The organism is Roseibium album (genome assembly GCF_001404515.1).
Lineage (GTDB): Bacteria > Pseudomonadota > Alphaproteobacteria > Rhizobiales > Stappiaceae > Roseibium > Roseibium album.
Genome location: NZ_CXWE01000003.1, coordinates 148,649 through 160,946, shown reverse-complemented (window position 1 = coordinate 160,946; position 12,298 = coordinate 148,649). Strand labels below are relative to the sequence as shown.

The 12,298-nt window shown below is 55.7% G+C and carries 12 protein-coding genes; 7 read left to right on the top strand and 5 right to left on the bottom strand.

Translation table 11 applies throughout. The features are described 5' to 3' along the window. Positions 1–30 precede the first annotated feature (30 nt). A complete protein-coding gene (xth, locus tag LA5095_RS10190) occupies positions 31–840 on the bottom strand; it encodes an exodeoxyribonuclease III (protein ID WP_055114612.1) in 810 nt (269 codons plus the stop codon). A 614-nt stretch (positions 841–1,454) separates the two neighbouring features. On the opposite strand from xth, the gene LA5095_RS10185 reads away from it, so the two are divergent. Beyond that, positions 1,455–2,660, top strand: a complete 1,206-nt coding sequence (locus LA5095_RS10185) for a porin (protein ID WP_055115548.1) — start codon at positions 1,455–1,457, stop codon at positions 2,658–2,660. Between the two features lie 152 nt (positions 2,661–2,812). Here LA5095_RS10185 and LA5095_RS10180 read toward each other — a convergent pair whose 3' ends face one another. Continuing rightward, a complete protein-coding gene (locus tag LA5095_RS10180; protein ID WP_055114610.1) occupies positions 2,813–3,373 on the bottom strand; it encodes a TetR/AcrR family transcriptional regulator in 561 nt (186 codons plus the stop codon). A gap of 583 nt (positions 3,374–3,956) precedes the next feature. On the opposite strand from LA5095_RS10180, the gene LA5095_RS10175 reads away from it, so the two are divergent. Then, on the top strand, positions 3,957–4,658 hold the full coding sequence (locus LA5095_RS10175; RefSeq protein ID WP_055115546.1) for a glycoside hydrolase family 25 protein: 702 nt from the start codon (positions 3,957–3,959) through the stop codon (positions 4,656–4,658). 37 nt (positions 4,659–4,695) lie between these two features. On the opposite strand, the gene LA5095_RS10170 is transcribed toward LA5095_RS10175, so the two are convergent. Beyond that, complete coding sequence (locus LA5095_RS10170; protein ID WP_055114608.1) at positions 4,696–5,187, bottom strand: hypothetical protein; 492 nt, start codon at positions 5,185–5,187, stop codon at positions 4,696–4,698. 208 nt (positions 5,188–5,395) lie between these two features. Between LA5095_RS10170 and LA5095_RS10165 the strand changes: the two genes are divergently transcribed. Beyond that, positions 5,396–5,809, top strand: a complete 414-nt coding sequence (locus tag LA5095_RS10165) for an SH3 domain-containing protein (protein ID WP_055114606.1) — start codon at positions 5,396–5,398, stop codon at positions 5,807–5,809. 7 nt (positions 5,810–5,816) lie between these two features. On the opposite strand, the gene LA5095_RS10160 is transcribed toward LA5095_RS10165, so the two are convergent. Further along, a complete protein-coding gene (locus LA5095_RS10160; protein ID WP_235808769.1) occupies positions 5,817–6,353 on the bottom strand; it encodes a CAP domain-containing protein in 537 nt (178 codons plus the stop codon). 361 nt (positions 6,354–6,714) lie between these two features. Next, positions 6,715–8,019, bottom strand: coding sequence for a crotonyl-CoA carboxylase/reductase (gene ccrA / locus LA5095_RS10150; RefSeq protein ID WP_055114602.1), 1,305 nt, complete (start codon positions 8,017–8,019; stop codon positions 6,715–6,717). A gap of 284 nt (positions 8,020–8,303) precedes the next feature. On the opposite strand from ccrA, the gene LA5095_RS10145 reads away from it, so the two are divergent. From LA5095_RS10145 to LA5095_RS10130, 4 genes are all read left to right on the top strand, one after another. Beyond that, a complete protein-coding gene (locus LA5095_RS10145) occupies positions 8,304–10,301 on the top strand; it encodes a protein meaA (protein WP_055114600.1) in 1,998 nt (665 codons plus the stop codon). A gap of 145 nt (positions 10,302–10,446) precedes the next feature. Next, a complete protein-coding gene (locus LA5095_RS10140) occupies positions 10,447–10,824 on the top strand; it encodes a hypothetical protein (protein WP_055114599.1) in 378 nt (125 codons plus the stop codon). A 162-nt stretch (positions 10,825–10,986) separates the two neighbouring features. Then, positions 10,987–11,982 (top strand): sodium-dependent bicarbonate transport family permease, encoded by a 996-nt coding sequence (locus LA5095_RS10135; protein WP_055114597.1) that lies wholly within the window; start codon positions 10,987–10,989, stop codon positions 11,980–11,982. Positions 11,983–11,986: 4 nt separating this feature from the next. Further along, entirely contained in the window at positions 11,987–12,298 is a 312-nt protein-coding gene (locus tag LA5095_RS10130) for a P-II family nitrogen regulator (protein ID WP_055115542.1), read from the top strand.

Genomic DNA, 12,298 nt, shown 5'->3' with positions numbered 1-12,298 from the left:
AATTTCGACCTGTGAATGACTTCGAAAGGGTTACGCTTCGAAAACAGCAATCACCGGTGCGTGGTCGGAAGGTTTCTCCCAGCCGCGTGCTTCACGCATCACCGTTGTGCCTTTGACATGCGGAGCAAGCGGCCCGGAAACCCAGACATGGTCAAGCCTGCGTCCCTTGTCGGCTTTCGACCAGTCCTTCGCCCGATAGCTCCACCAGGTGTAAAGCTTCTCCTCCAGCGGCGTGAACTGACGCATGGCGTCCAGCCAACCGCCTTTTTCCCGCACACTTTCGAAAAGTTCTGTTTCGACAGGCGTGTGCGAGACCACTTTCAAAAGCTGCTTGTGAGACCAGACGTCGTGTTCATATGGAGCGACGTTGAGATCGCCGACGAGAACTGCTGGCCGATCCGTTTCTTCGCCCTGAAGCCAGTCATGCATTTCCGACATGAAGTCCAGCTTGTGACCAAATTTCGGATTGACTTCACGGTTAGGTTCGTCACCGCCCGCCGGGACATAAAAATTGTGCAGTCGCAGGCTGGACCCGTTGAAGGGAACGTCGACTGCAACATGCCGGCTGTCTCCGACATTGCAGAAGTCGCGCTTCTCGGTGTTGGTGAGCGGTCGCCTGGAGAGGGTTGCCACGCCGTGATAGCCCTTTTGACCGTTGATAGCCATGTGCTCATATCCGGCCTTGCGAAACGCGTTCTCCGGAAAATTCGCGTCTGGACACTTGGTTTCCTGAAGGCAGATGACATCCGGTGCGATCTCGTCGATCAGGTGTTCCACAATCGGCATGCGCAGACGCACGGAATTGATGTTCCAGGTAACTAGTTTGAGACGATCGGTCATGGAGGCCCCGGGCTGGGAATGGTTACGGAAAGGCCAGTCATAAGGATTTGAGTGCGGAGTGCAATACGCTTGGGACTTGCCGGATGACCTTCAAGCCCTCTTTCCGTCGCCTTGGGGATTGCTGGCATGTTTTCAAGTGCATGCAACTGTAAGGTTAGAAATATCTCGGCGGTGTTGTAATTTGGACATATAGACGAAAAGACATTTTGACATTTTTGTTATTTGAGTCCATTTTCGGATTGAGGCATCATGAAAACTCACAATGCCCCAGTTACTCGCCGCAGATGTGCGGTCAATAAAAATCAGAAGAATAAAAGATCTAATAGAGTATAGAACCGTTTTCCATTCTCTGGAATTTCGGATGGCTTCGCTATGAAAAAGACAATAAAGTCTTTGAAATCAGAATGTTGTAAAAATGTGACTCTGAAATTCAATCCTACCTCACTCAATCTTTTACGCTTGAGCTTCCGAATAAAAAATGATTTTCGTAGTCAAAGCAGGACAGATAAGTGATTCAAATCTTAGTTAAGGATTTGAATGCAACGCAAGATATAGAAATCTACACCGACTGCATCAAAACTTATTTGCTTGTGACCAGAAACTTGGAGATTACGATGAAATTAAAAGCTTTGATGCTTGGAGTAGCTGCAGCTGCTACCGCTACCACCGCTCAGGCAGCCGATCTTCCGGTTGCTCCGGAGCCGGTCGATTACGTTCGCGTCTGTGACGCTTACGGCTCTCGCTTCTACTATATCCCGGGTACCGAAACCTGCCTGCGTGTTGGTGGTCGTCTTCGTACACAGTTCGTTGTCAACAACGTTCTGGAAGATGGTCCATGGGGCTCCCGTGATTCTGACGGCTATTCCTGGCTGACACGCGGTTACGCCTACCTCGATGCGCGTAATGCGACAGAATTCGGTACCTTGCGTGCCTATGTCGGGCTGCGCATGCAGGTCGAAAACGGAGAGAACGGGTTCAAGCTTGATGCGGGTTACATCCAGTGGGGCGGCCTGACAGCCGGTTACCTCGGATCAAACTTCAACATCTACACGGGTCAGGCCTTCATCGGTGTTGTCACGCGCGATTGGTCTGATGTCACAACGAACCAACTCGCCTACACCGCTGCATTTGGCAACGGCTTCTCTGCAACGGTCGCTCTTGAAGACCGTTCCGACCGCGAAGTCGGTGACTACGGCGGCACACGTGCTCCGGATTTCGTCGCCGCACTCAGCATGTCCCAGGGTTGGGGTTCCGCACAGCTTTCCGGTGCCCTGCATCAGGTCTATCCGGATGCCAATTTCAACGGCAAGATTCCTCATGGTGGTAGTGAAGACAGCCTGGGCTGGGCAGTCGGCGCCGGTGTGAACGTCAACCTGCCGTTCGCGAGCTCCGGTTCCAACATCTACTTCCAGGGTTTCTATGCTGACGGTGCGTTGTCCTACATCGGCAACGGCATCACCGATATCTCCGTGGTCAGCAACACTGGAACGACACTTGGATCCGTGGCCGACTACGGCGGAAACGGCGACAAGAGCACCGGTTACTCCCTGTCTGCCGGTGTCTACATCCAGGCCACTCCGACCATCGGTCTTGCAGTTGACGGTTCCTACGCACACGTTGATCAGGAAGACTTCATCGGGGCAACCGATGCCGATATCGACCGCTGGGCAATCGACGGTTCAGTCCAGTGGGAGCCGGTCTCCGGTTTCGTTCTGGGTGCTGACGTTGGTTACTCCAACACAAGCGCCGACATCACCGGTCAGAATGTTGATGACCTTGACGAACTCCTCTTTGGTGTTCGTATGCAGCGCACGTTCTAATCTTTCGATTAGAATCTGACTGAGAAAAATTGACCTCCTCTCAGTCATTCGGCCCGGCAGACTCCAAACTGCCGGGCCTCCCCCTATCTGGAGGTCGGATTTCCGTTCAATGAATTCAGAAGCCAAATGCCGGCAGATATGCTGGCGTCGGGTCAGTTCCTGACGCTGTTTTCAAGCAATTGTCTGAGCGGTGCGTACGACCGGTCAATCTGGTTCTTTTCTTCGCTCTTGGTTCTGATCTGGTCGAAGGAAAGCCTGATAAAATTGCAAAGATCTCCGAATTCAACGGTGCCAAGTCGCAGTCTGTCCCTGAACGGCTCCAGGGCATTCCCGATCGCCTCGTTGCAAATTCGAACGATGCTCTCCTTCTTCGATGCGTCAATTCCTTCGACTATCTGGAGAATTTCTTCACCGTGAGGCATTTGAAGCATCATTTCGCAGGGTTTGGCGCTCAGGTGGAAAAAAGCGACATCGAGACGTTCTCCGAGTGTGTCCAACTCGGCGCATTCTTCGGAAATGAGGCTTGACGATTTGCGAACATGATGCTCTACGGCGTCGTAGATCAGCTTTTCCTTGCAATCGTAAGCATTGTAAAGTGTTTGTCTTGCAACCCCGGCGGCGGTTGCTATTTCGCTCATGGTTGTCTTCTTGACTCCGTAGTGAGAAAAAAGTTGAAGCGCCGTCTCAACAATCTTGATTTCACGTTCATTCATAAATGCCCCCCGGATTTTTATCTCTTTGAGATTTTTTTATCTTCCCCGGTTGAAATAGTCTACCTGAATGACGATTTGATGCGATCGACGTGAAGTAAACACGCGAATTTTTAACACTATGATTTTCCAGGTTGTGCCGTGTTTTTGTTTTTACTGCACGGTTTCACACGATAGATGAGACGAATTGGTGTTAAACTGGAAAATTTGGGGAAACACTCAGTCTTCAGCCTGATTGCAGAAATTTATCCAATCGGTTCGGTTCCCCGGCCGAGTAAAATATGCGGCGGGCCGTCGACAAGCTGGCCATAAAGCTTGTCTGTCATGACACATCAGGTGTGGCCACGGGCAGAGCGTCGTTCTGATCGTCCCTCGAAATTCCTCGACAGTCAGGTTCTTGTCTTCGTGCTGCCGCAATGCCGCCCTAATCGGGTAGCCGGTTGAAGATGAATACGGGTTTTTGCGGAGATTTTATCAATTCGTCCACGTTCCGTTAGGAACTCACGCGCATTTTGAGCGGACAAGAAAAGCCTTTCTTAACTCTGTAGAGGTTGCTGTGCTGGCCCTGGTCAAATCCTTCTGTTCGATGTTCGGAATATTGTTCCTGGGCGCTTGTTCGGCTTATGACTTTCCGGACCCGACGCCGGAAGACTATGCGGTTCACGGTATCGATGTGTCGCGCTGGCAGGGGGACATCGACTGGGACAAGGTCAAAAAATCCGGAGTTGCATTTGCCTGGATCAAGGCGACCGAGGGCGGAGATCATGTTGATCCCAGGTTCGCACAAAACTGGATTGCGGCGCGCAAGGCAGGTGTTCCAAGGGGCGCTTATCACTTCTATTACTTCTGCCGTCCGGTCGAGGAACAGATCGCCTGGGTCAAGGAAGTGGTTCCCCAGGATCCTGATGCGATTCCCCTCGTCCTCGATATGGAGTGGAACGCCCATTCCAAGACCTGCCGCTTGAGACCGGAGCGGGCAAAGATTGTCCGCGACATGAAGGTTTTCCTGGATGAAATGGAGCGGCACTACGGCAAAAGGCCGGTGATTTACTCATCAGTGGATTTTCACCGGGACCGGATGGTCGGAGCCCTGAAGGGCGAACAATTCTGGCTGCGGTCCGTCGCCACGCATCCCAAGAACATCTACGAGCAGCGGGACGACTGGGTCTTCTGGCAGTATACGGCTGAAGGACGTGTCTCAGGGGTCAAGGGCGACGTCGACCGCAACGCATTCTTTGGAACCAAGTCCCAGTACCGCGCCTGGCTCAAGGGCAAGCTCAAGCGCTGAGGGCTCGCCGGTGGCAGACGGTCGGCTCCGGCGCGATCTACTGGATCTTGATCTGGTGCGCGACATCCTTGCCGTTCGTCACGGTGACCTGCGTGAAGCCGATAAGCTTGCAGAAGTCCAGAAAATTCAATTCGTGAGGATGATTGGAGCGGGCGAAAAGCTCTGTTGACCGTGCCAGGGAGGTCAGAGCAGCAAGAAGCGCGCGCATGCGATACAACGTGTCATACCGGTCGTCACCCGTTGAGACGATGATCAGTTTCTCAAGGTCTCCCCCCTTGGCGAAGAGGTGATATCCGGCTGCATGATTCTGCTTCGCGTGCTGGGCGGCAAGCCCGATGACAAAGGCAGCTCGAGACCGTTCCTGCGCGTCCGGTGCGACGGTCAGCTCGGAAATGTAAACTTCGCGAGTCTGGGGTTCGGGATAATAGTACCCTGCATGGGCGTCAAACGCAGAGGCGTTGGTCTGAGACACCAGGAGCAAGGCCGCTGAAACTGCCACTGCCGATGCAAGCTTGCGAATGCTGTTCATGTTTGTTTTTCCCCACCTATCGTTTCACCCCAAATGAAGCCGATCGGGCAGGTCGAGGGCAAGGGGAATCTCTTCTTTCGACCGGGCGATCAGGAAATCCGGACCCAGGTGCTATATTTTCGCCATGTTGTCTTCCCACATCTGCACCGTGTGGGCTTGGAGCCCGGGCGGTCTGCGCCCGGTCTCAAGTTATTCGGAGAATGATAATATGATGATCCGCTTGCCGCTTGCGTTTTGCGCCGTGGCCATGATGTCAATGCCGGCGCTGGCCCAGTCGGGTCCCGCGATTGCTTACACGACCGCAAACCTCAACATGCGCGCGGGACCGGGTACGAATTATCCTGTTATCACGACGGTCCCACAGGGCGGTGGTGTCACCGTATTCGGATGCACGGCGAACTTTTCCTGGTGTGACGCGGCGTTTGCCAACGTCAAGGGCTGGGTGTCAGGAAAATACCTGAGTTATGGCGTTCAGGGGAGCTACTACGGTCGGCCGATCCCGAGTGCCGGGGTCTATATCGGTGTGCCGCGGTACTCAAACAACTATCCGATCTACCGGCGTCCGCCGGCGGTGGTGCGGCCAGTCCAGCCCATTTATCCTCGATATCCGCGCCGCTACTAGGCGATTTCTACTGTGCGGGCCGGGGAGACGCCAGAACCAGGGACCAAAAGACCTTGTGCTTGGCGGTTGGCGAATAGGCTGTTGCGATACCCAGGCGGGTCGCGTCCCCGGTCAGAAGAACCTGATTGTGCCCGGGCGACTCCCGCCAGCCTGAAAAGGCTTCTGCAAATGTCCTGTAACCCGCACTGACATTTTCCGCCGCAGCCGTCTTCGGTTCGCCGATGGACGACATGCGCGTTGCCAGTAGCTGGTCTGGTGCGAGGGATGCCTGAACCGATCCGGCCGCTGCCATTGCTTCAGCCTGGGACTTGGCGATCGCATTGAGTTGAGGGTCCGGCGCAACCGCCGGCAGTCCGTTGTTGATCCTGTATTGCGAAATCATCTGCGCCGCGGTGGACGTGTCGACCTGACCGTCCACGCGCGCAAGATCCTTGTAAAACGGCGGCGTTTGAAAGCGTTCGCTCTGGCATGCGGCGACGGAGAGCGCGGCAATAGCGGCAAGGGTATATTTGGTGGTCCGAAAACCCCTGTGGTGCTTGTTCACGTGCGGCGGATCTCCGGTTGCGTTCCAACGAATCAATTCTGCCTCTCAAGGGAAATCGACAACGCAGCAGAATTGCGGCAGGCCCAAAAGGAATTGTGGGCAATGCCTTTGGTTGCCCGGTACCAATGCGTTGGCAGATGCATTGCTTGCGAGGCTGTCGCGACTTCGTGCTGCGGCAGGTCAGGGAATGAAACTTGTTGAAGCGGCAATTTCGCTTCTATCGGAAACCGGGCCCGATTCCCGGTGTGCCGTTCGGCATGACCCTGGACCATGGGCCGAAAACGAAAAAGACCGGCCCGTGAGACACGGACCGGCCAGGCTGCATCAGGCTTGGGGTTCAAGCCTTTCAGGGAGCTTTTTGTCAGCGCTTTCCGGCTTCCAGAACGTCTTCGAATGTTCTCAGCCCGGTCGTTGGAGCAGATACCAGAACCGACATGTTTCCGGGTGCATGCTGGTTCTTCCACATTTTCGTATGGGCCCTGGGTATCTGGTCCCACGGAAAAACCTCGGACATGTAAGGATCAATGCGCCGTTCGACCATCAGCTTGTTGGCGGAGGCCGCCTGTTTCAAGTGAGCGAAGTGCGAACCCTGAAGGCGTTTCTGGTGCATCCACATGTAACGGACGTCGAATGTACAGTTGAAGCCGGAGGTTCCGGCACAGATCACAACCATGCCGCCCTTCTTGCAGACAAATGTCGAAATTGGAAAGGTCGCTTCCCCGGGGTGCTCAAAGACGATATCGACATTGTTTCCCTTGCCGGTGAACTGCCAGATTGCCTTGCCGAAATTGCGTGCTTCCTTGAACCACTCTCCGTATTCGGGCGAGCCCACGGTCGGCAATTGTCCCCAGCAGTTGAAGTCCCTGCGATTGATCACACCCTTGGCGCCGAGATCCATGACGAACTGCCGCTTGTCTTCGTCGGAGATGACGCCGATGGCGTTTGCGCCAGCTGCCGTTATCAGCTGGATGGCATAGGAACCTAGCCCTCCTGACGCGCCCCAGACCAGGACATTCTGCCCGGGTTTCAGCTCATGCGGATGGTGTCCGAACAGCATTCTGTAGGCGGTCGCCAATGTCAGCGTGTAACAGGCGCTTTCTTCCCAGGTCAGGTGTTTCGGCCGGGGCATCAACTGCTGTGCCTGGGCGCGGGTGAATTGCGCGAAGGAACCGTCCGGTGTTTCGTAGCCCCAGATCCGCTGGCTGTTGGAGAACATCGGATCGCCGCCGTTGCATTCCTCGTCATCACCGTCGTCCTGATTGCAGTGAATGACGACCTCGTCACCGACTTTCCAGCGCTTGACCTTGTCGCCGACAGCCCAGACGATCCCGGAGGCATCCGATCCGGCGATGTGATAGGGGGCGCCGTGGCCATCGAACGGGCTGATCGGTTCACCCAGACCTGCCCAGATACCGTTGTAGTTGACGCCTGCCGCCATCACGAGGACCAGCACCTCGTGGCTGTCGAGCTCCCAGGTCGGCACGACCTCAAGCTGCATGGCATCTTCCGGTGCTCCGTGGCGCTCACGCCGGATTGCCCACGCATACATGTTTTTCGGGACATGGCCGAGTGGTGGAATTTCACCGATTTCGTAAAGATCTTTCACCGGAGCATCCTCAAGAGTTCGGTTGTCATTGGCTTCGGCTGCTGCTGCTGCTGATGTCATTCATCCCCTCCCAGGGCTTCTTGTCATTTCCGATTTCGCATCTGCACAAGGCTCGAATGGCTCAGAACCCCATTTTGCGCAACTATTGTTCAAAATAGGGTGTTGATCTATACGACTATTGCTTAACTTGCATTTTAATGCCAAGCATATTTTGCATTGCACAGTGAAATTTCGCATGCGCGTAATCTCATGCATGTTGCTGCCAGACCGGGAGATCTGGGCGGCCCAGGCGCTGCGAATACAGAATAAGACAGGCAGAAGAAGGCCTTAGAAGGAGTTGTGGCATGAGCCAGGCGGGAAAGAATATCGGGGACAGGGATCGCCCCTGGATTTTCCGAACCTATGCGGGACATTCGACTGCAGCGGAATCGAACAAGCTGTATCGCGGGAACCTTGCCAAGGGCCAGACCGGACTATCGGTTGCGTTCGACTTGCCGACACAGACCGGATATGATCCGGACGACCTTCTGGCTCAAGGAGAAGTCGGCAAGGTCGGCGTCCCGGTCGCGCATCTTGGAGACATGCGTGCACTCTTTCACGAAATTCCGCTGGAGCGCATGAACACGTCGATGACGATCAATGCCACGGCTCCCTGGTTGTTGTCGCTCTACATCGCGGCTGCCGACGAGCAGGGGGTCGACCGCGCGCTTCTTTCGGGCACGACCCAGAACGACATCATCAAGGAATATCTTTCGCGCGGAACCTATGTTTTTCCGCCGGCGCCGTCTCTGAAACTGACCACGGACGTGATTGCCTGGACCTATTCCAACATGCCCAAGTGGAATCCGATGAATGTCTGTTCCTATCATTTGCAGGAAGCGGGCGCGACTCCGGTCCAGGAACTCTCCTTTGCCCTGGCAACCGCGATTGCCATTCTGGATTCCATGAAAGCCAGCAAGGCAATTCCGGAAGAGGATTTTCCAAAGGCCGTCGGCCGGATCTCGTTTTTTGTCAATGCCGGCATGCGGTTCATTACCGAAATGTGCAAGATGCGCGCATTTACGGAACTGTGGGACGAGATCTGCCGGGAACGTTATGGCGTCGAGGACGAGCGTTATCGGCGTTTCCGTTACGGTGTCCAGGTGAATTCCCTTGGACTGACCGAGCAGCAGCCGGAAAACAACGTCTACCGGATCCTGGTCGAAATGCTCGCCGTGGTGCTGTCCAAGAATGCGCGGGCACGGGCGGTGCAACTGCCGGCCTGGAACGAAGCGCTCGGATTACCTCGACCGTTTGATCAGCAATGGTCGCTCCGGATGCAGCAGATCATGGCCTATGAAACGGACCTGCTCGAATATGCCGACATTTTTGATGGTTCTCAGGAGGTCACCCGGAAAGTCGACGCGCTGAAGGCCGAGGCACGTGAGGAACTTGCCCGGATCGATACCATGGGAGGTGCGGTTGCTGCCGTTGATTCCAGCTATATGAAACGGCAGCTCGTTGAAGCAAATTCAGCGCGTCTGGCCGCGATCGAGGCAGGCGACCAGGTCGTTGTCGGCGTCAACCGTTGGATCGAGAGCGAATCCTCTCCGCTGGCGGCGGGTGAAGATGGTGCCATCCTGACCGTGCCGGAGCACGTGGAGGAAGAAGCGGTTGAAAAGGTGAAGGCCTGGCGCGACGCTCGCGATGACGCTGCCGTTTCGGCCACGCTTGCCGAACTCAAGTCGGCCGCTCAGGAAGGTCGGAATATCATGGAGCCATCCATTGCGGCGGCAAAGGCCGGTGTTACCACGGGTGAATGGGGCCGTGTCCTGCGCGATGTTTTCGGCGAATACAGGGCGCCGACCGGTGTCGGGCAGGCTGTACGTGACGATGCCGGCGATCTGGCATCGGTTCAAAGCGACGTCGAACTGGTTTCGGAAAAACTGGGCCGCCGCCTCAAGTTCCTGGTCGGCAAACCGGGGCTTGACGGTCATTCCAACGGGGCGGAACAAATTGCGGTGCGCGCACGTGATTGTGGAATGGAGGTTGTCTACGAGGGCATCCGGCTGACACCGGCGCAGATCGTGAATGCGGCAGTCGAGGAAGACGTTCACGTCATCGGATTGTCGATCCTTTCGGGGTCGCATCTTGCCCTCGTCCGCGATGTCATGGAGCGGCTCAGGAACGCAGGCGCGGATGATATTCCCGTTGTTGTCGGTGGAATCATTCCGGATGAAGACGCCTCCCTGTTGAAGGCGATGGGGGTTGCCGCCGTCTATACTCCGAAGGACTTCCAGTTGACAGATATCATGGCTGACGTTGTCAAGATCGTTGGAAGTTCAGCGGAGCGCGCTGCCTAGAATTTTCGAGTGCATAACGTCGCGAGGCACTATTGTTCTTGGTGTGTCAACAGGTTAACTTTGCGTAAAGCTTTGTTAACGCTTTGTTGAGACTATCAGCGGGTTCCGCCAGAAGGCGGCATTCTCTGACGGCCAGGAGGCCCAGATGGCGACGATCGAAAGGCCTCAAACGGCCCAGGTCGTTGCGCACGCGACAGAGTATCCTGCGGACAAGGACGGTGATGGAACCGGTTATGATCGCAGAGACAAGCGTAACCGCGCGCAGCGACACGACAGCGAAACCGGTTATTCCGAAAATGAACCGGCGGTGCTCATTGATGCCCACCACGTTGAAAATCACGCTCTGGATGGCGTTGCAGCCTATCGCGCAGCTGCATTGCAGGCGCTGGAACCGGGAATTGATCACGGACCGGTTCATCCGCTCCGTGGCGCGGTCGACGGAATTCCACCCGGCAACATCAGGCATGCCTACGAAGATCATGGCGAAGGCGACGAGCCCCACGAGGTGAATGTGGCGACCTGAGTCTCTATCTCTCAAGGTATGAGGCGTTTTTCAGCGGTTGTCCTGCTGACGGTCCTTGACGCGTTTCAGGAAATACCCATATCCGCCAATATAAGTATTCTTACGTATTCTGTTCGATGAAGTCATTCGTCGGGATGCGGTCGGGCTAAGGGCGCAACGGGTTTGGTTGAAACGATCTTTTCATTGGCGGCAGAAAACCTGCTGTCGCCGATCATCCTCTTCTTTGCGCTTGGACTGGGGGCCGCGCTGGTCAAGTCGGACCTGTCTGTTCCGGAAGCGGCGGCGAAAGCGATTTCCATCTATCTGCTCTTCGCCATCGGTTTCAAGGGCGGAGTAAGCGTGAGTGCGCATGGCATTGATTCCACGCTCCTGCTCGCACTTCTTGCCGGCGTTGTCCTTTCGTTCGTCATTCCATTTGCCGCATTCGGACTGTTGCGCACCATGTCACGCCTCAGTGCGGTCGATGCGGCTGCCGTTGCCGGGCATTACGGTTCGATATCGATCGTGACCTTTGTCGCGGCGACGTCGGTTCTGCAGAGCCAGGGCATTGCCAGCGAAGGCTATCTCGTTGCAGTTGCAGCGGCCATGGAGGCTCCGGCCATCCTGTCGGCTCTTTGGCTGGCGGCCAGGTTCTCGTCTGCCGATACCAATGCAGAACGGGCCAAGGGGACCAAGGGACTTTTGAGGGAGATCCTGCTGAACGGTTCCATCGTGCTTCTTGTCGGTTCGTTCTTCATCGGGTTCCTGTCCGGTCCGAAAGGGCTATCGGAAATCGAAAGTTTCATCGTTTCCCCGTTCAAGGGTGTTCTTTGCCTGTTTTTGCTCGATATGGGTCTTGTCGCCGGACGCGGACTGCGCAGCAGCGCCGGACTCCTGCGGCCTGGATTGATCTCGTTCGGTATCCTGATGCCGTTGATCGGCGCGGTTGCCGGTCTCCTGGCCGGAAACGTGATCGGCCTTTCCGTTGGCGGAACGATGCTGCTGATGACGTTGAGTGCCTCCGCGTCCTACATTGCGGTTCCGGCCGCCATGAGAGTTGCACTGCCCGAGGCCAATCCATCGATTTACCTTACAATGTCTCTCGGCATTACCTTTCCGTTCAACCTGACGATCGGAATTCCGCTTTATCTCAACATTGCCCAGGCTGCCGGAGGATGAGTTCATGATGATGAATGATGCAAAACGGGTGGAAATCATCATTGAGGCGCCCATGGAAACGCGGTTGACCGACGCATTGGATGAAGCCGGAGTGACCGGTTACACGATCCTGCCGGTGATGGGCGGCAGTGGCCGGTCGGGGCGCTGGAGCCGCGAAGGCCAGGTCTCCAGAGCCGGAGGCATGATCGCGATCATATGCATCATCCGTCCCGAGCGGCTCGACGAAATGCTGGAGGCGGCCTTTGCCGTGGTCGAGCGCCACATCGGTGTTGTTACAGTATCGGACTGCTCGGTCCTGCGTGCGGAACGCTTCTAA